Raw genomic sequence first — 19545 nt, forward strand, 5'->3', positions numbered from 1 at the left:
GACAATGAAAAAAAAGCATATCGTTTTAGTAACAGGCGGTCAACGTTCCGGGAAAAGCGGATATGCGCAAAAGCTCGCTCTGTCACTGACCGCTAATCCGGTTTACCTGGCGACATCACGTGTTTGGGACGATGAGTTCCGCGAGCGTGTAGTTCGCCACCAAGCCGACCGGGGACCGGAATGGACGAATATCGAGGAAGAAAAATACCTGAGCAGACACGATCTGAACGGGCGTGTCGTCGTCATCGATTGTGTCACCCTCTGGGGCACGAACTTTTTCTTCGACAATGAAGGCGACACGAATCGTTCGTTAGCCGAGTTAAAAGATGAATTCAATAGATTTACAGAGCAGGATGCCTATCTGATCTTCGTCACAAACGAAATCGGGTTGGGTGGCGTTTCTCCCGATGCGGTGCAACGCCGGTTCACAGACCTGCAAGGTTGGCTTAACCAATACATCGCATCCCATGCCGACGAAGTTGTCCTCATGGTGAGCGGTATTCCCATGAAAGTTAAATAATAAAACACTATACAATGATCTCTTTCAATATTCAAAAACCTGACATCGCTATTGCCACAGCCCTGCAGGACAAAATCGATAATCTGACAAAACCCAAAGGATCACTGGGTACGCTTGAAGAAATAGCCCTTCAAATCGGTCTGATCCAGCAAACATTATCCCCGGCACTTCATCATCCGGTTAACGTAATATACGCTTCCGACCACGGGATCGCCGACGAAGGAGTCAGCAAATCTCCCAAAGAAGTAACACGCCAAGTCATACATAACTTCCTGAACGGGGGAGCAGGCGTCTGTTTCCTTTCACGCCAGCACGGCTTCGAAATCAAGATTGTCGATGGTGGTGTGGATTTCGACTTCCCTGCCATCCCGGAGTTGATCGACCGGAAAATCAGGAAAGGAACCCGCAACTTCCTGCATGAAGCGGCCATGACACAGGATGAAATGGAATTGGCCATCCAATACGGCGCCGAGATTGTCACGGATTGCTACGACAAAGGGTGCAACGTGATCAGTTTTGGTGAGATGGGAATCGGAAACACCGCTGCGTCGAGCATGTGGATGACTTGCCTGACAGGAATCCCACTGATCGATTGCGTAGGCGCCGGAAGCGGCTTGGATAACGAAGGAATCAAACATAAATATAATGTCTTAAAAAAGGCACTCGACAACTACAAGGGAGATAACAGCCCGTTGGACGTGATCCGCTATTTCGGCGGCTACGAGATGGTGATGGCTGTAGGAGGCATGCTCCGTGCCGCCGAGTTGAAGATGGTTGTTCTGGTGGATGGCTTTATTATGACGAACTGCGTACTGGCTGCTTCACGCCTGTATCCGGACATGATTCCATACTGCATATTCGGGCACTGCGGGGACGAGGCTGGACACAAACGCGTACTGGATATCTTACAAGCCAAGCCGCTGTTACATCTCGGCTTACGCCTGGGTGAAGGTTCCGGTTCCGTATGTGCCTATCCGATTGTTGACTCGGCAGTCCGCATGATCAACGAGATGCACAGCTTCCGGCAAGCCTCCATCACCAAATATTTCTAATTCCTTTATTTCTTAATTTTTAATTCATAATTTTTAATTTCCCCCATGCTCCGTATCCTTGCCGCCTTTATATTTTTCACCCGGCTACCATTCTGGCGACTGGCTGAAGTTCCTTCGGAATATTTCAAGAATGTAGTCAGCCGCTGGGCGTTAGTCGGCTGGCTCACTGCCGGGCTTTCCGTGATCGTGCTTTACGCAGCCTCACTGGCACTTCCGGCAAGTGTTGCCGTACTATTGGCAATCGTCACCCGCCTGCTGATAACCGGTTGCCTGCACGAAGACGGACTTGCCGATTTTTTCGACGGCTTCGGAGGAGGAACCTCTCGCGAACGCATTCTTTCAATTATGAAGGATTCACATATAGGAAGTTACGGGGTGATCGGATTGATTCTTTATTTTGTGCTGTTATATACGCTGTTAAATAGCCTGCCGCTGGCTCTCGCCGGAAGTGCGATACTGGCAGGCGATCCTTTTTCCAAAGGAGTCGCCGGAATGATCATCAACAGGCTTCCCTATGCACGTAAGGAAGAAGAGGCTAAAAACAAAACGGTCTACAGCCGGATGACAACAAGTGAATATACATTTTGCCTTTTCTCCGCCCTTATTCCGATGTTCTGGCTGCCGGAACCCATTTATTTTCTGGCAGGTCTACTGCCTGTTCTTGTCTTCTATTCTCTCACCTCTCTGATGAAAAAGAAAATACAAGGTTATACAGGTGACTGCTGCGGAGCAACATTTTTGCTTTGTGAACTGAGTTTCTATCTGGGAATAGCCGTTATTTATACAACAATCATATAAATCGCATTATAACATGGAAATTTATCTGGTCAGGCATACTTCCGTCGACGTTCCCGCCGGCTATGCATACGGACAAACCGACGTTCCGCTTCGCCCTTCATTCGAGGATGAAGCCAAAATCGTAAAAGAGACCTTATCCGGCCATACATTCGACAAGGTGTGGAGCAGCCCGCTTACACGCTGTGTCCGCCTCGCAGACTATTGCGGCTACCCGGATGCAGAAAAGGAAGACCGTATTAAAGAAATCAGCTTTGGGGAATGGGAGATGAAATCTTGGGACGAACTATCCTCCGATCCCCGGTCGGGAGCCTGGTTCGACGACTGGATCAATGTTCCGGCTCCATCAGGCGAATCCCTGCAAGATCAATACAACCGTGTCAGTCATTTCCTAAATGAAATAAGGAAAAGCGGCTTTCAGAAAGTATGTCTTTTCGCACATGGCGGGGTCTTAACCTGTGCCCGCGTCTATGCCGGAGAGTATGACCTGAAAGAAGCATTCAAAAATGTTCCTTCATACGGGACGGTTATCAAGTTGGAGCTGGATTAAATTCCGCATATTCGTTAATTCTTTCAGTGTCACCTGCTTTTTTAACAATATGCCAGGCAATTCTAAACAAAGCCCTTAACAAATGTGTTTCTCTTATAATAAATTCTTAATTTTGTCACATTGAATTAAATTTAATAGATACACTATGTTGACAGCAATGATCATCGTGTTCCTGATAGGATATTTGCTTATCGCCCTGGAACATCCGCTAAAAATCAATAAAGCGGGAACAGCACTCCTGACCGGAACAATCCTTTGGGTTTTATATACATTGGGTTCTCCCCAATTCATTCCGACAGCTTCGGCTGAAGAGTTTAAACTTTTTTTAGATGCATTCCCATTCATGCGGGATCTGCCCTACGTAGACCAGTGCATCCGCTTTGTCGTCGACCACCAGATACTGAACAGTATCGGTGAGATCGCGGAAACCCTGATTTTCCTTATTGGGGCGATGATCACCGTGGAACTGGTCGATTCACACGGAGGATTCATGTTTATCACCAACCGCATCACCACCAACAGCAAACGGAAACTACTGTTCGTCATTGCCACGATCACTTTCTTCATGTCGGCCGTCCTGGATAACCTGACGACGTCTATTGTGATGGTTATGTTGATCCGGAAACTGATCGGTAACTATAAGGAACGCTGGATCTTCGGCAGCATCATCGTGATCGCCGCCAATAGCGGCGGGGCCTGGTCGCCCATCGGCGACGTGACGACGATCATGTTGTGGGTAAGAGGGAATATCTCGACTTCCGCAACGATCCCGCATCTGTTTCTACCGAGTCTCGTATCGGCAATGGTTCCCGTATTGATCATATCCCGCTATCTGCACGGCAAAGTTACGCCTCCGAACGCTTTTGAGGAAAACCGGGATAACCTTTTATTAAAGGTATTGAAAGCGAACGAAAAACTGGCTATCCTCTGCATCGGCGTGTTCTGCCTGCTGTTCGTGCCCGTGTTCAAGACGATCACCCACCTGCCTCCGTTTATGGGGATTCTGATGGGAGTCGGCATTTTATGGGTATTCACCGAACTGATGTACAGGCGGACGCCTATCAATGAAGACCTAAAACTCCGTTTGTCAAAGGTCGTGAGCCGTATCGACGGCGCCACCCTGATGTTTTTCCTCGGTATCCTGCTGGCTGTGGACGCCCTGCGCTGTAGCGGTGTTTTAGGCAGTTTTTCCATCTGGCTGGACGATACGATCGGCAACGTATATGCGGTTAACCTGATTATCGGGACACTCTCTGCCGTTGTCGATAACGTTCCTCTCGTTGCCGGCGCTATCGGCATGTATCCGGTCGCTTCAGACGCTATGATCGCTACGGCTGCCGATCCGGTCTATATGGCCTATTTCGTACAAGACGGCGTGTTCTGGCAATTTCTTGCCTACTGTGCCGGTGTAGGTGGCAGTATGCTGATCATCGGTTCTGCCGCCGGAGTCGTCGTGATGGGGCTGGAAGGGATCAACTTCATCTGGTATCTGAAACGGATCTCCTTGCTTGCGTTGGCGGGCTATCTGTCGGGAGCTGCTGTTTACATCCTGCAAAATATACTATTAGGCATATAGAAAGATTCTTATTATATTTGTCGGCAATAATTATAAATACACACAATGAATTTCATTTCTAAGCTATTTAAGAAGAAAGAAGAAGAAACAGAAGTCGTATCGAAAGGTTCCGTAGAGGAGTTCGTTACGCTGATCCGCGTGTATTACCAGGCGGTAATGGCTGTACAGTTAGGTATCACCAACCTCAACATATTGAACGATATGGCGTTGTTTAAACGGATGCTAAAGATTCCGACACAGAACAACAAGTTGGGTATAGCCGAGAAATCCCGTTCCCGCAAAATCCTGATGCAGGAATACGGACTGAATGAGAACTTCTTCAAAGAAATCGATGCGTCCATCAAAAAGAACTGTAAGACGCAGAACGACATCAAGTCTTATTTCATCATGTACCAGGGATTCAACAACGACCTCTTCTCCCTGCTCGACAACTTGATGCAATGGAAGTTCCGCTTCTCCATGCTGGTGAAAAAGCTGTTATATTCGCAGACCCAGAAAACGATCCACGAGATCGTAACCCGTTCGGAATGGAAAGACGTCGGCGTTCAGAAAGTCGCCTGGAGAATACGGAAATACAAAGAGACACTCGGCTATTCGGAAGAATGGATGACCGACTTCGTGTACAATGTCGTGCTGATGGCCAAAGAAGATGCCAAAAGAAAGAAGAAAGAAGACAAATAATATCGTGACCGCATGAGCTACCTGTTTTTAGAATATCCGAAATGCAGTACCTGCCGGAATGCCAAAAAGTGGCTGGATGAACATAAGGTAACATACGAAGACCGTCACATCATCGACCGGAATCCTTCCGTCGAAGAACTGACGGAATGGATCGGACGCAGCAAGTTGCCGCTCAAGAACTTCTTCAATACCAGCGGACAGGTTTATAAAGAGATGAGGCTGAAGGACAAACTGCCTGCAATGAGCGAAGAGGAACAGATCGCCTTGTTGGCTTCTGACGGCAAACTGGTCAAGCGCCCTCTTTTGGTCGGCGACGACCAGGTAGTAGTGGGCTTCAAACCGGACGAATGGACCAAGCAGGTAAAATAATGGAAACTCCAGTCCCACAGGCGGTAGAACAGCATCCGTTGGGCTTCTTCCTCCCGGCAAACACAAAGTTGCTGATGTTAGGGAGTTTCCCTCCTCCACGTGCACGCTGGTCGATGAACTTCTACTATCCGAATATCCAAAACGACATGTGGCGGATACTCGGATTGATTTTCTATAATGATAAAGAATATTTCTTAGAGACAAAAAAGGCTTTCAGTGAAGAGAAAACAAAAGCCTTCTGCCGGGAAAAAGGGATCGGGATCGGCGATACGGCAATGGAAATCATTCGTTTAAAGAATAATGCTTCCGACAACTTCCTGCAAGTGGTCACACCGTTGGATCCGGTCGAGGTTCTGGCTAAAATACCGGAATGCGAAGCAATCGTCGTTACAGGCCAAAAGGCAATGGACACGCTTATTGCGATGTTACCCCCGTTGGAAGAGCCCAAAGTCGGCTCCTACTCCCGCTTTACCCTTTCAGGCCGTATCTTCCGCCTTTATCGCATGCCCTCTTCCTCCAGGGCTTACCCCAAGCCATTAGAGGAAAAGGCTGCAATATACAAAAAGATGTTCGAAGATTTAAAATACATATAAATCAGTATTTACCCGCAATGGAAATACCGGTTTACCAGTTCAAGCATCCCTTCAGGATCATTTTCCAGGTCTTCGCGTAACGTTGTATCATTATAACTTTCCAGTTTCTTCAGGATACCGTCGATCATGCTCGGACTAAAGACATTATGCTGTTCGAATACCGCCCTCTGCTCCTGCAGGCGTTTGGCCGATGCGGCACAGCTATCCGGCAATTGGTCCAATGTTTCCAGACGCGCCTTGTTTTCTTCCTGATGGATATTCACGTTCACGTATGTCTTATCGGCCACATCCAACGCATCCGGAATTTCAAACCCGTACCGGCAAGCAACCGCCAGTCCCGCCAACAACTGATATAAATCAGCCGATCCGTCCGGCGAACGCATTTCGACCGTCTGTTTCTGGGTCGTATCATAGTGGCTATCCGTCTCCAACGGATTTGCCAACGAACACATATCCTTCTTGGCAGCCCATCCCAACGGAACGCGCACCAATACGGAGCGGTTACGATCGCCCCAGCAAATATTCGTCGGAGCCTCCTGGTGAGGGACCAGACGGAAATAAGAGGTCGGATTCGTATTGCCGAAAGCCGTAATGGACGGAGCTAACTTCATCATGCCGGCAATCGCCTTACGAGCCGTTTCCGACAAAACGCCCTCCTGCAACATCTGGTTTTTGCCATCCTTCATAATGCGCATATGTATATGCAGACCGGACCCCGCTTTTCCAGCCGTGATCTTCGGGGCAAACGTAATATTCAACCCGTATTCGTATGCCAGATTACGGATCACCCATTTGGCGATCATCAACTGATCGGCTGCATCTTCCACCCGCGTCGGCAGGAATTCAATCTCATTCTGTTCATAGATTTTACCATTCAAGGTAAAATTGCCGACTTCCGAGTGCCCATACTTTATCTGCCCTCCCGCTTGGGCGATATATTGCATGCATTGCGTACGAAACTGATTGAATTTCGCATAAGGCCCCGATTCATGATACCCACGTTGATCGGTTGCCGGGAACAAATCTTCCTCATCCGCAATCACGTAATACTCCAACTCACCCATCGCCTCGAACTGCATGCCCGTCACATCCGTAAAAACCCGGCTCGCCTTGTGCAACGTATATTCCGGCGAACTTTCCAGCGGCTCGCCATCCTTATTAAAGAACGAGCACAACATGCTCAATGTCGGCAATTCGGAAAAAGGATCGATAAATGCCGTACGGAAACGCGGAATCACATACAAATCGCTGCTACCCGCCTCGATAAACGAAAACAGGCTGGAACCGTCCACACGCTCCCCACAAGTCAGGATTGCGTCCAGATATGCGGCATTGTTAATGACAAAATTCAATGTTTTCAAACGCCCGTCACCGGCAGGATACATAAAGTTCACCATCCGGATATTCTTCTCCTTAATGTACGATACGATATCCGCCTTTGTAAATTCGGAAGATGGTTTCTGAAGAAACTCAACCAAGAGGTTGGCATTCATGTCTAATTCGTCTTTCATGTCTTTGTTGATTGTTTGTATAAATTACATATCCGATTAACAACTCTATTACATCAAAGATAGAAAAGAAATTCCGGGAATCACCAAAGAATCGAGAAAATAAGCGGTTTTATCAACTATTTTTTGTACATATAGTTGGAATTATAGAATATTCTCTTACCTTTGCACCCGCAAACACGGAAGTAGCTCAGTCGGTAGAGCACTGGTCTCCAAAACCAGGTGTCGGGAGTTCGAGCCTCTCCTTCCGTGCTAAAAAGGAATCATCTCGATTTCAACAATTCCGCAATCTGTTCCCCAAACACAATATTCAATATCTGATCTTTTTTATCGCTGTCCAATTTTATTTGCAGAACAGCTTCAGTCGACATGCCTTCTCCATTGGAGAGAACATACTTCTCCGGAAATGTGATAAGATCTATTACAGAGAGCTGCAACACCTTTGCAATCTGCAATAAGGTATTGTATTTCAATTCTCGTTCTCCAGACATAATCAAACTAAACCCAGCTTGCTTCATTCCTATTTGAGTCGCTATGTATTCCTGCGAATAGCCTTTATTCCTTCGAATTGTATCTATATTTTCTAATATACTGTTCATGTAACCAAATTAACAATAGTCCCAGAACAAAATAAGCGTACCTTGTAATATTTCATTGCAATTATTTTTGCATATATAACATTTTGTAATATCTTTGCCGCGGATACAATTTAAAACTATTAACAAGGTCAGTGTTTACTTTAAGTAAATGATCGGCCCCTTAATAGACTGTTAACTTAAAAAAATCATTATGAGACCAATAGTCATTCAAACACAGTTCAAGGAGTGTATAACGCAATCTATCGAAGATATACATCGTAGAGCAATTATCAACAAATGGGTTGATGACCTATAGCGGCCGCTCCCCTATCGTAATTTTCTTTCATACAGCATAATCAATTTTTCCAAAATATATGTTTCATTTAATTCATACTGCCTATGATCTAAATAATATTCGAAATTCTATTTTTTTAAGCTGGATAGCAATATCCTATTGTTTTTTTAACCTTATATTCATTTAATAAAGAAAGAACATGAAAGACTTTTCTTTGAAAACACATTCAACACGAAGCGGTGTCATCAGCAACCTCTTCCGAATGTTAACCTTATCACTTTTTGTACTATGTACAACAGTTGTTTTTGCACAACAAAAGCCCATCAAAGGTACAGTTGTCGATGCTACAGGTGAACCTCTTATCGGTGTGAACGTATCTGTAAAAGGTACTACTATCGGTATTATTACTGATATTGATGGTAAATATACTTTAGAAGTTCCAACAAACGCCACTCTTGTGTTTTCTTATATAGGATATAGAACACAAGAACTTCCTGTAGGAAACCAAACAACCGTCAATATCACCATGCAAGAAGATACTCAAAACATTGATGAAGTTGTCGTTGTCGGGTATGGTGTACAGAAAAAAGAAACCGTTACCGGTTCCGTTTCCACGCTAAAAGGTGATGATTTGATAAAATCGCCGGTAGCCAACTTATCAAATGCTATCGCCGGTAAAATGTCCGGTGTCGTAACCTACCAACGTTCCGGAGAGCCCGGTTACGATGGAGCGACGATTCGAATCCGTGGTTCAAACACACTTGGTAACAACGACCCGCTGATCGTTATCGACGGAGTGGCAGCAAGAGCCGGTGGTTTGGAACGTTTGGATCCGAACGAAATCGAAACGATGTCTGTCTTGAAAGATGCTTCCGCCGCTATCTACGGTGCACGTGCCGCCAATGGTGTAATCTTGATTACAACAAAGAAAGGACGCCAAGGCAAAAAGCCGGAATTCACTTATTCATTCAATCAAGGCTGGTCTAAACCGACCAACTTGCCGGAAATGTGCGACGCCGTCCAATATTCCGAATTGGTAAACGAATTGTATATGAACAAAGCCATGCTCAATCCGGCAAAGAACAACGGACAGACCATGGGTGATTATACATTATTCAGGACTCCGGAAGAAATTGAATTGTATCGTAACGGAAGCGACCCTTGGAGATACCCCAACACCGACTGGTATGCCGCAACTTTTAAAAACTGGTCTCCGCAGCGTGTACATAACGCTTCTTTGGAAGGTGGTTCTGACAAATATCAGTATTTTGTAAACTTCGGTCATAAATTTACCGATGGCTTGTACCACAAATCAGCCAACAACTACAAACAGTTCAACCTGCGTATGAACGTGGACGCACAGTTCAACGACTACATCAAAGTAGGTGCACAGTTGATGGGACGTCAGGAAAACCGTAATTTCCCCAGCCAGGGAGCAGGTGACTTATTGTGGTTCACTTCCCGCGGAAGACCAACCGACCATGCCTATTGGCCGAACGGACTGCCCGGACCGGCACAGGAATACGGACGTAACCCGGTTGTTGCTTGCACGGATGAAACCGGTTATACGCATGACAAACGTTATTACATCCAGAGCAATGCCAAAGTTGAAATTACCCAACCGTGGATTGAAGGATTAAAACTGACCGCCTCTGTTTCTTACGATAAATATTTGAAACAAAGCAAGACTTGGTTCCAGCCTTGGACTTTGTACGATTGGGATGGTGTCAGCTATGACGCCGATGGAAAAACACCGAAATTAACGCCGATGTTAAGCTATCCAAGCCATGAAGATCCTGATTTATCAATGGAGTCTACCGACCAGACCAATACGGTATTGAGCGGTATTTTGACATACGACCGCAATTTCGGCGATCATGGCGTAAACTTTTTGGTCGGTATGGAACGTGACTGGTCAAATGCCGAATCATTCAATGCTTATCGCCGTTATTTCTTATCAAACGCTTTACATCACTTCAATGCCGGTGGTGATAAAGAAAAGAATGCCAAAAGTGACGGAGCCAATTGGGAACGCGCCCGTATGAACTATTTCGGACGTATGGCCTATAACTACAAAGAAAAATATTTGGCCGAGTTCGTCTGGCGCTATGACGGTTCTTATATGTTTGCAGAAGGTAACCGTTTCGGTTTCTTCCCCGGCGTATTGTTGGGATATCGTATTTCTGAAGAAGATTTCTGGAAAGAGAACCTATCTTTCATCGACTATTTCAAGGTCCGCGCCTCTTGGGGACAGATGGGTAACGACCAAGTTTACTTCGACGGTTCGTTAAGAGAATACCAGTTCTCTCCGACCTACTACTACGAATGGGGTATGATCATCGACAACAAAGACGAAAAAGGATTAAGAATCAGTCGATTCCCGAACCCGAACATTACTTGGGAACGTGCAAACAACTTTAATGTCGGTATCGAAACCCGTACATTCGACAACCGCTTATATTTGGAAGCCGATTATTTCTACAACAAGCGTTCTAACATCTTGTGGCGTAGAAATGCTTCCATCCCGTCAACATCCGGTTTGACACTTCCGGCCGAAAACATCGGTAAAGTAGACAACACCGGTTTCGACTTCAAGGTAGAATGGAGTGACAATATCGGAAAAGATTGGCGTTACAGCATTTCGGCGACTGGAGGTTACGCCAAGAACACCATCAAGTTCTGGGACGAAGCACCGGGATCACCGGAATGGCAAAAATCAACCGGCCATCCGATGAATACAGATTTGTATTATGAATATGACGGCGTGTTCAAAGATTGGGACGAAATCAACAATACGGCCAATCGCCCGAACTACGACGGTATCACGAAAGACGCAGACTTGCGCCCCGGCGACATGAAGTTCAAAGACTTGGACGGCGACGGCAAAATCACACCGGACGACCGCTATCGTTCAGACCGCACCAACGAACCGAAATGGACGTATGGTATTACCGGTAACTTGCAATGGAAGAACTTCGACTTGAGCGTATTGTTCCAAGGTGCAGCCGATTCATGGACCAAGGTTTACTGGGAAGCAGGTGATATCGGCAACTATCCAAAATATGTCTATGACAAACACTGGTCTATCGAAAATCCGTCCAGCCTCTACCCGCGCGTAAACGAACGTTCGGCTTACTACTGGGACGGAACGGCTGCCGGTAACAATACATATTGGATGGTCAACACAAATTATATCCGTTTGAAAAACCTTGAACTGGGCTGGACATTGCCGAAAGCATGGTTGGCTCAGACAAAGCTGATCTCATACGCCCGCATTTATGTAAACGGTGTAAACTTGCTGACATTCTCGCCTTGCAAGGATATTGACCCGGAAAGTACAAGCAGCAATGCAACGAACTATCCGCAGTCTAAAATCATTAATGTCGGTTTTACAGTAACTTTCTAAATTAGTACGAAATGAAAAAAGCGAATATATTATGTTTATTGTCAGCCGCTTTGATGACAGTATCTTGTAGCACGGATTTCCTGAATACGAAATCCCAGACTGAAATCATGGCTGAAGACATCTGGAAAGAAAAAAATCTGGCAGAAGCGTATATGTATGACATATACTTCGCATTCCAAGATGCAGGTTTTACAGAAGAATTGCAAGCCTCTGCTTGCGACGAGGCGCTGTTCACTCACGGACGTGAATTCCGTGAAAGCAATGCAGGAGCCGTAACAGACGTGAACTTAGGCTGGTTTGCAAAGACACAGAGCGGACATCAATGGCAACGTTTGTATTTGAATATCCGTTCCTGCAACGATTTCATCGAAAATCTTGAAACGGCAACCTTCGCAGAGGATGCCAAGCAACAGTTGAAAGGTGAAGCCTATTTCTTACGTGCTTACTTCATCCATCGCCTGACAAGAGCTTTCGGCGGTGTCCCCTTGCAACTGAAAGTAACGCAACTGACAGATCCACAGGAATCATTCTTGTTGCCCCGTTCTTCTTATACGGATTGTATCAAGCAGGTATTAAGCGACCTCGACAATGCTGCCGAATATCTGAAAGACCATACCTTCGCCAACACGCAGAAAGGCCGTGCAACATTGGCAGCGGTAAAAGCCCTGAGAGTACGCGTACTGACAGATGTCGCAAGTGACCTTCACGACCAAGCGAAAGCCTCCGCCAAGTCCTCTTTGCTGGGTTCATACGCCCATCCTGAACTCATTTTCTATACGGAAGGGACACAAACCGAACGTTGGAAAGCAGCCAAAGCAGCCGCAAAAGAGTTATTGGACAACCCGATGGGACATGCCATCCCGACTTACGGAGGTCCCGGTCTTTCTACGGAAGAAAAAGCAAACGAGATCTGGCGTTTCTTCCTGACAGAAAGTGCCGACAACATCTTCTCCCGCTATTTCATCGACACAAAAGATGAAAGTGGAACCAAAATGCCGCTTTTCAACGGTCCATCAGGCTACCATGCCTGGGGTGGAAACACTCCGGTACAGGATTTGGTCGACGCATTTGCAATGGAAGATGGAAGTAAATTTGACTGGAACAATACTAAACATGCTACTGCTCCTTACGAAAATCGCGAACCGCGTTTCTATGCAACCATCATGTACGACGGTATGCAATGGATACAACGTCCGGCCGACTATGCAGCGATTGAACCTGAGGGTAAAATCCAGACAGGTTATTACCAATTGGATCCTCAAGAAACAGATGATTCCAAATTTTACTCAGGTATGGATACCCGCTCAGGAGGTGGTGAAAAGTGGAATGCAACTTACACCGGTTATTATCTGAAAAAATACATCAATCCGGCCGATGGCGACCATCGTAATAAAATCAACGCCATTTTCCCGTTTATCCGTTTGTCGGAAGTTTATTTCTGCTATATCGAAGCTTGTATTGAATTAGGAGAATTGGACGAGGCCAAAAAGTACTTGAACGAATACCGTGCAAATGTCAATCTGCCGGCTGTTACAACCAATGACCAGGCAGAACTGCGTAAAATCTATCAAAACGAACGCCGTCTGGAATTTAGTTTTGAAGAAATCCGTTATTGGGACTTACGCCGTTGGATGATTGCACCGGAAGCACCGGGATTGAATAGCCTGAAAGGTATTCGCGTAACCGCATGGCTGAAACCGGGAGTTGGCAAACAAGACAAATATAATGCAGACCCGACTAAATGGGATCTCAAATATAAACCGATCGACTTGTCTGAAGAAGCTCGCCAGTTTGTTGACAAATGCTACTATTTACCGATAATGCGTAATGAAACACTTAGTAATCCGAATCTGATTCAAAATCCGGGATATGGTGACTGATTAGATTTAGATCTTCACTCTTTATAAGGACAGTGGCTTATCCACTGTCCTTTTTTGTCTTGATTCAAATAAACGGGAAAAACTATTATTGCAATTTAAGAACAAAAAAACGCATGAAAATAAACAAATATCTCTATATGTTGATCTTATCATTTTAATAAAACCACAGCAGAATTACACAACGCAATAAACAATTACAAGCCAAAACATTTTTATACATTTATTTTGATTCAATCTCCTTTTTGCCCACTTTTGTCCCCGGAACAAGTTCATAATTGTTAACAGGGCTTGTGTTTCATTACAGAAACATTTCCGTAAGAAACTCAATGTTAACCTAAAAAGTTAAATTATATGCAACCAAGTAAAAAATCTTCAATGCAATTATTCTTTACAAACATACGTCTAATTAAATTACTATCGCCTATGAAAACATAGCTCAATTCATCTATTCACAAAACGGATAAGTAGTTATCCATTAATGTTTTTAACCTTATATTCATTTAATATCTCTAAAACATGGAAAGATATTCTCTAAACCATTTATTCAGGACGCTCGGCTGTTTTTTGCTTTGCGTCATGTTTACAGCTACGGCACTTGCACAGCAAAAGACCATAAAAGGTACCGTAGTGGATGTGACCGGTGAACCCCTAATCGGTGTCAACGTATCAGTAAAAGGGACTACAATCGGTATAATTACCGACATCGACGGTAATTATACGTTGGAGGTACCCTCCAATTCGACTATCGTCTTTTCTTACATCGGCTATCAATCGCAAGAAGTTCCGGTTGGCAGCCAATCCACGATCAATATAACTTTAAAAGAAGACACTCAAAAACTGGAAGAAGTCGTAGTAGTCGGTTACGGCACACAAAAGAAAGTGACTGTGACAGGTTCCGTTGCCAGTGTAACCGGTGAAGAACTGAAAGCTTCTCCGACTTCCAATCTAACCAACGCCATGGTAGGACGAATGCCAGGTGTTATCGGTTTTCAGACAGCCGACGAACCCGGTGGTGGTAGTACAACCATTCGTATCCGTGGTACAAATTCATTAGGCAGTAAAGATCCGTTAATTGTAATTGATGGTATACCCGACCGTGATGGTGGAATGAACCGTATCAATCCAAACGAAATCGAATCTATGTCTGTTTTGAAAGACGCCTCTGCTGCCATCTATGGAGCACGCGCAGCCAACGGCGTAATCTTGATTACAACCAAACGGGGTAAAGAAGGGAAACCTTCCGTTAGCTTTAACGCAAATGCAGGTTTCTCACAACCTACCCGCATACCTAAAATGGCCAATGCCTATGAATATGCAACAATGATCAACGAAATTAATCCCGGAACCTATACCGAAGATGCTTTAGGTAAATTCCAATCCGGTGAAGATCCTTGGGGTTATCCTAATACAGACTGGTTCAATACCATATTAAAGCCAGCTTCTCCCCTTTATCGAGTAGATTTAGGTGTAAATGGAGGTACAGAAAAAGTTAAGTATTTTGTAAACTTAGCAGCCAATGGTGAAGATGGATTGTATAAAAACTCCGCCAACCGTTACGACCAGTACAGTCTCCGTACAAACTTAGATATAACTCCAAGTAAATATGTGAAGTTCACTCTTGGCACGACAGGTCGATTCGAATATACTCAATACCCAGCTAAAAGTGCAGGAGACATTTTCAACGGTGCACGTCGAAGCTTTCCAACATCACCTGCTTTCTGGCCTACAGGCGAACCAGGCCCAGCTATTGAACGTGGTGATAATCCAGCTGTAACCTGTACCGATGCTGCAGGCTTCGACAAACAAAAAAACTACTATGTACAAAACAATATTTCAGCAGAAGTAAAGATACCTTGGATAGAAGGTTTGACTTTACGTGGCAATGCTTCATACGACATCCATTTCTACAACCGTAATCTATTAAAGAAACCTATTATTCTTTACTCGTGGGACGGTATTAACCGTGATGCTTCCGGCCTTTCGGCTTCAGCACAATGGCTCAGCAGTCCGGAATTGACACGTGAACATTCCGAACAGACCGATTGGATGACCAATGCGATGATTGATTACAACCGCACATTCGGTAAACATACCATTGGTATTACTTTTGGTGTGGAAGCTCAGAAAAAGCATTATGAATACACATTAGCTAAGCGCGTTGGCTTCCTTACAGATTCTAAACCGGAGTTAAACTTAGGAGGTGCTACAAATCAGTTAGCAGAAGGTTATTCTTGGGAAGAATCCCGTTTAAATTATTTTGGACGTCTTTCTTACAACTATTTGGAGCGTTATCTGGTTGAGTTCGTATGGCGTGCTGACGGTTCTTATCGTTTCCCCAAAAGTGAACGCTACGGTTTCTTCCCTGGCGTATCTGCCGCTTGGCGTGTCTCTGAAGAAAGCTGGTGGAAAGAAAATATTCGCTTTATCGATTACTTCAAACTGAGAGGTTCCGTATCACAAACAGGAAACGATGCTTTGCTAAATGCCGATGGGAACTACGATCGTTCCATCCAGTATCTGAACACTTACGGATTCCGTAATTATGGTATTCCATTCGGGACAACAGAGTCACAACGTTTATATCCGACCCGTACACCGAACGAAAAAATCACATGGGAAGTTGGTACAACATACGACGTAGGTCTTGATTTCAAATTCTTGAATAACCGTTTGAGCATAGAAGCTGACGCTTTTTATCACAAACGTACTAATATGTTGATTTCCCGCAATGCATCATTACCTGAAATCACAGGTATTACCCTTCCACGCGAAAATTTAGGAGAAATGAAAAACCGTGGTTTCGAAATGTTGGCCAGCTGGAATGATCGCATTGGCGAAGTGGAATATTATGCATCATTCAATATGACCTACGCCCGCAATAAAATTCTTTTCTGGGATGAGACTCCTGGGGTGCCGGAATACCAAAAATCGACTGGAATGCCAGTAGGTTCAGACTTATATTATATTGCAGACGGTATCTTCAACGATCAAGCTGAAATTGACTCCTACCCACATTGGGAAGGAACCGTTCCGGGAGACGTAAAGTTTGTTGATTACAACAATGACGGAGTAATCGATGCCAACGATAAAGTCCGTTCCGACAAAACCGACGAACCACGCTTCGTAGGAGGTTTAACCCTCGGTTTGAATTGGCGTGGTTGGGATTTAATGGCTCTTTTCCAAGGTGCTACAGGTGGCCAAGTATATATCATGACATGGTCAGGTACGATTGGAAACTTCCTGAAAAGCTACTACGACGAACGTTGGACAGCCGATGAACCATACAAAAATGGTCCACGCACTTATGAACGTGAGAACCAGTATTGGGCGAACCCCAATAACTATAGCACTATTTTCCTGCGTAATGCTAATTATCTGCGTCTGAAAAACCTTGAAATCGGATATTCTTTCTCGGGCGACTGGATGAAAAAAGCAGGGTTCTCTAAGTTACGTCTCTATACAAATGGCAGCAACCTGTTCACCATTGATGGGGTTAAAGATGCTGATCCAGAAGCAAGATCTGAAGATTTGAACTCTTATCCGGTGAGAAGAGTGATTAATTTTGGTGTACAAGCAACTTTTTAAAATGATTGAATTATGAATAAGATATCGAAAAAAATAGGTTTACTACTTGCTACAGGCTTCATAGCCTCAATGAGTGCATGTTCGGATTTTATGAATCTGACACCCGCCGACCAGTATGATGGAGATGCAGTGTGGTCAGATGCAGGCTTGGTACAAGCAATTGTAAATGATGTTTACAGTTTTGTACGCCATGGATCTGATGAATGTAGCACTACAGCAATGACAGATGATGCTTACTTCACGCACGATTATGGTTGCAAAGCCGTGAACGAAGGAACCATTTCCCCCAGTGATGTTGGTTGGTATGACGATGGAAACTGTCCATTCTATTGGAAAGAACGTTACAAAGGTATTTATGAAGCCAATCTCATATTATCCAATATCGATAATGTCCCTGAAAAAGTAGGTTATGATTTAAGTATTATGAAAGGAGAAACGTACTTCCTTCGTGCATATCTCTATACGGAGATGATGCGTGGCTTCGGTGGTATTCCTCTGATAGACAAAACTTATAGTCTTGAAGAAGCCTCTACTTTGCAAGTTCCGCGTAGCAACATGGCTGATTGTTTGAATTTTATATTGTCCGATTTAGAAAAAGCGATCACCTTGTTACCCGAATCTGCAGATGCCGGTCGTGCGACAAAAGGCGCAGCCATGGCTTTGAAAGCTCGAGTAATGCTTCACGTCGCCAGTCCATTGTTTGCTGACCGTTCAATAAACACTTTAGAATGCAATCAATACAATGGCGACCGCCAAGCCCTTTACGAACAGACTCTACAAGCAGCAAAAGACGTCATTAACAGTGGTATCTACAATTTAGTCAATTGCAATGCAGGGACTATAGAAGAAATAACCAACAATTTCCATAACATAGCATTGACCAACAACTCGGAATCCATCTGGTATAAGCAATTTATAAATAAAGATGTAGACGAAAATATGCTTCGCAATCGCGCCGCTATCTGTCATGGTCCGAACGGTTACCATAATTGGGGTGGCGTTTGTCCAACTAATGACTTGGTTATGTCGTTCGAAATGGAAGACGGAAGCCTATATGAAGATTTGCGTAAACCAGGAGAAAAAGTGACATCAAATCCGTATTACAACCGCGAACCGCGTTTCTATGCCACTATCGGTTACGATGGTCTGGAATGGGGGCGTCCTCGTGGATCCGACGCAACTGCACTCGACCCGACTCCACTTGGAACATTACAAATGGGTTTTTACGAATCACCTGACGGAACAACTGTCGATGTAGTGACAGGTTATTCTTCAACAGGCGAAGTAACTTCCCGTGAAAGTTTCACCGGTATCGTAGGTGTGGACACCCGACAGTCGTCAATCGAAAACTGGAATGGTTCTTACACCGGTTATATAGAAAAAAAACTAATCGATACATCATTTGATGCAACCGAGCATAATTGGCAAACTGCAACCTACCCATACATTCGTTTAGCTGAAATGTACTTGATCGCAGCCGAAGCTGCAATCGAATTAAACAAACTTGACGAAGCTACAACTTATTTGGATGCTTTGCGTAACCGTATCGGTCGTCCAGATACAAAAACAACTTTATCAATCCGAGGTAAAGCGTTCAATCAAGCTGACCTGCGTGAATTTTTGCGTCAGGAACGTCGTTCCGAATTAGCTTATGAAGATTCACGTTTCTATGACATTCGTCGTTGGATGATTACTTCTGATGTAACTCGCGAACCGACCGGTATTGTTGTAATTGCTCGTTTGAAATCAGGACAGACCTCTAAATTACCATACGTACACAACGATGATAAATGGAATTACACTTACCAAGTGCTTGATTTAAGCTTCCGTGAAGTACGTAAATGGGACAACAAACTGTATTTCGCTCCAATCCATCGTGACGAAATGAACCGTAATACAGCATTGGTTCAGAATCCGGGGTATTAATTATTTGTCGAAATCAAACGTAACACAGCAATGGTTCAGAACCCAGGAATGGAATAACGACCATCAACCTCATACGAAAAAAGGAAGGGAAGCAATTCTCTTCCTTTCTTCTTTTTTATAAGCCGCCCCTGTCAATGAAACACTTCACACATATACTTTATTTGGTTCTTCGTCACTTTCGGGGCAGCAAAATATGCTAACCGCCTTTATCTATGGACTATGCCAGCTTAT

General features: G+C 44.6%; 14 protein-coding genes and 1 tRNA gene. 13 read left to right on the top strand and 2 right to left on the bottom strand.

The features are described 5' to 3' along the window. The first annotated feature begins 4 nt into the window (after window positions 1-4). The 8 genes from RDN79_RS15895 to RDN79_RS15930 all read left to right on the top strand — a co-directional run bounded on the left by RDN79_RS15895 (window position 5) and on the right by RDN79_RS15930 (window position 6136). Window positions 5-520 carry a bifunctional adenosylcobinamide kinase/adenosylcobinamide-phosphate guanylyltransferase gene (locus RDN79_RS15895; protein WP_298550642.1) on the top strand — a complete coding sequence of 172 codons (516 nt, stop codon included), beginning with the start codon at window positions 5-7 and terminating at the stop codon, window positions 518-520. Between the two features lie 14 nt (window positions 521-534). Continuing rightward, on the top strand, window positions 535-1572 hold the full coding sequence (gene cobT, locus RDN79_RS15900; RefSeq protein WP_298550644.1) for a nicotinate-nucleotide--dimethylbenzimidazole phosphoribosyltransferase: 1038 nt from the start codon (window positions 535-537) through the stop codon (window positions 1570-1572). Window positions 1573-1617: 45 nt separating this feature from the next. Next, window positions 1618-2370 carry an adenosylcobinamide-GDP ribazoletransferase gene (locus RDN79_RS15905; RefSeq protein WP_298550645.1) on the top strand — a complete coding sequence of 251 codons (753 nt, stop codon included), beginning with the start codon at window positions 1618-1620 and terminating at the stop codon, window positions 2368-2370. A gap of 13 nt (window positions 2371-2383) precedes the next feature. Beyond that, window positions 2384-2917 (top strand): alpha-ribazole phosphatase, encoded by a 534-nt coding sequence (cobC, locus tag RDN79_RS15910; protein WP_298550647.1) that lies wholly within the window; start codon window positions 2384-2386, stop codon window positions 2915-2917. A 145-nt stretch (window positions 2918-3062) separates the two neighbouring features. Next, complete coding sequence (nhaD, locus tag RDN79_RS15915; protein ID WP_298550648.1) at window positions 3063-4493, top strand: sodium:proton antiporter NhaD; 1431 nt, start codon at window positions 3063-3065, stop codon at window positions 4491-4493. Window positions 4494-4538: 45 nt separating this feature from the next. Beyond that, window positions 4539-5174, top strand: coding sequence for a hypothetical protein (locus tag RDN79_RS15920; protein ID WP_298550650.1), 636 nt, complete (start codon window positions 4539-4541; stop codon window positions 5172-5174). A gap of 12 nt (window positions 5175-5186) precedes the next feature. Beyond that, a complete protein-coding gene (locus tag RDN79_RS15925; protein ID WP_298550652.1) occupies window positions 5187-5543 on the top strand; it encodes an arsenate reductase family protein in 357 nt (118 codons plus the stop codon). Beyond that, complete coding sequence (locus RDN79_RS15930) at window positions 5543-6136, top strand: uracil-DNA glycosylase family protein (RefSeq protein ID WP_298550654.1); 594 nt, start codon at window positions 5543-5545, stop codon at window positions 6134-6136. Before RDN79_RS15925 ends, RDN79_RS15930 begins: the two co-directional genes overlap by 1 nt. Window positions 6137-6144: 8 nt before the next feature. On the opposite strand, the gene RDN79_RS15935 is transcribed toward RDN79_RS15930, so the two are convergent. Beyond that, window positions 6145-7647: a glutamine synthetase family protein gene (locus RDN79_RS15935; RefSeq protein ID WP_298550656.1), complete on the bottom strand. Its 1503-nt coding sequence runs from the start codon at window positions 7645-7647 to the stop codon at window positions 6145-6147. Window positions 7648-7823: 176 nt separating this feature from the next. Between RDN79_RS15935 and RDN79_RS15940 the strand changes: the two genes are divergently transcribed. Next, window positions 7824-7896: transfer RNA gene (locus RDN79_RS15940), tRNA-Trp, on the top strand. An 11-nt stretch (window positions 7897-7907) separates the two neighbouring features. Here RDN79_RS15940 and RDN79_RS15945 read toward each other — a convergent pair. Continuing rightward, window positions 7908-8243, bottom strand: a complete 336-nt coding sequence (locus tag RDN79_RS15945) for a helix-turn-helix domain-containing protein (protein WP_298550658.1) — start codon at window positions 8241-8243, stop codon at window positions 7908-7910. Between the two features lie 473 nt (window positions 8244-8716). Here RDN79_RS15945 and RDN79_RS15950 point away from each other — a divergent pair, with 473 nt between their 5' ends. The 4 genes from RDN79_RS15950 (at window position 8717) to RDN79_RS15965 (ending at window position 19314) form a co-directional block, all read left to right on the top strand. After that, window positions 8717-11923, top strand: a complete 3207-nt coding sequence (locus RDN79_RS15950) for a TonB-dependent receptor (RefSeq protein ID WP_308573260.1) — start codon at window positions 8717-8719, stop codon at window positions 11921-11923. 11 nt (window positions 11924-11934) lie between these two features. Then, window positions 11935-13803, top strand: coding sequence for a RagB/SusD family nutrient uptake outer membrane protein (locus tag RDN79_RS15955; protein WP_298550663.1), 1869 nt, complete (start codon window positions 11935-11937; stop codon window positions 13801-13803). Window positions 13804-14319: 516 nt separating this feature from the next. Next, the gene (locus tag RDN79_RS15960) at window positions 14320-17388 is read left to right on the top strand and encodes a TonB-dependent receptor (RefSeq protein ID WP_298550665.1); all 3069 of its coding nucleotides are present in this window, start codon (window positions 14320-14322) and stop codon (window positions 17386-17388) included. A gap of 12 nt (window positions 17389-17400) precedes the next feature. After that, window positions 17401-19314 carry a RagB/SusD family nutrient uptake outer membrane protein gene (locus tag RDN79_RS15965; RefSeq protein ID WP_298550667.1) on the top strand — a complete coding sequence of 638 codons (1914 nt, stop codon included), beginning with the start codon at window positions 17401-17403 and terminating at the stop codon, window positions 19312-19314. The last annotated feature ends 231 nt before the right edge of the window (window positions 19315-19545 follow it).

Source organism: uncultured Parabacteroides sp. (assembly GCF_902493135.1).
Lineage (GTDB): Bacteria > Bacteroidota > Bacteroidia > Bacteroidales > Tannerellaceae > Parabacteroides.

What these genes read in the sequence shown, in the direction of transcription:
- RDN79_RS15920 (WP_298550650.1), top strand. Translation starts at nt 4,539, where the DNA reads ATGAATTTCATTTCTAAGCTATTTAAGAAGAAAGAAGAAGAAACAGAA.
- RDN79_RS15925 (WP_298550652.1), top strand. Translation starts at nt 5,187, where the DNA reads ATGAGCTACCTGTTTTTAGAATATCCGAAATGCAGTACCTGCCGGAAT.
- nhaD (WP_298550648.1), top strand. Translation starts at nt 3,063, where the DNA reads ATGTTGACAGCAATGATCATCGTGTTCCTGATAGGATATTTGCTTATC.
- cobT (WP_298550644.1), top strand. Translation starts at nt 535, where the DNA reads ATGATCTCTTTCAATATTCAAAAACCTGACATCGCTATTGCCACAGCC.
- RDN79_RS15955 (WP_298550663.1), top strand. Translation starts at nt 11,935, where the DNA reads ATGAAAAAAGCGAATATATTATGTTTATTGTCAGCCGCTTTGATGACA.
- RDN79_RS15945 (WP_298550658.1), bottom strand. Translation starts at nt 8,243, where the DNA reads ATGAACAGTATATTAGAAAATATAGATACAATTCGAAGGAATAAAGGC.
- RDN79_RS15965 (WP_298550667.1), top strand. Translation starts at nt 17,401, where the DNA reads ATGAATAAGATATCGAAAAAAATAGGTTTACTACTTGCTACAGGCTTC.
- RDN79_RS15960 (WP_298550665.1), top strand. Translation starts at nt 14,320, where the DNA reads ATGGAAAGATATTCTCTAAACCATTTATTCAGGACGCTCGGCTGTTTT.
- RDN79_RS15935 (WP_298550656.1), bottom strand. Translation starts at nt 7,647, where the DNA reads ATGAAAGACGAATTAGACATGAATGCCAACCTCTTGGTTGAGTTTCTT.
- RDN79_RS15950 (WP_308573260.1), top strand. Translation starts at nt 8,717, where the DNA reads ATGAAAGACTTTTCTTTGAAAACACATTCAACACGAAGCGGTGTCATC.
- RDN79_RS15895 (WP_298550642.1), top strand. Translation starts at nt 5, where the DNA reads ATGAAAAAAAAGCATATCGTTTTAGTAACAGGCGGTCAACGTTCCGGG.
- cobC (WP_298550647.1), top strand. Translation starts at nt 2,384, where the DNA reads ATGGAAATTTATCTGGTCAGGCATACTTCCGTCGACGTTCCCGCCGGC.
- RDN79_RS15930 (WP_298550654.1), top strand. Translation starts at nt 5,543, where the DNA reads ATGGAAACTCCAGTCCCACAGGCGGTAGAACAGCATCCGTTGGGCTTC.
- RDN79_RS15905 (WP_298550645.1), top strand. Translation starts at nt 1,618, where the DNA reads ATGCTCCGTATCCTTGCCGCCTTTATATTTTTCACCCGGCTACCATTC.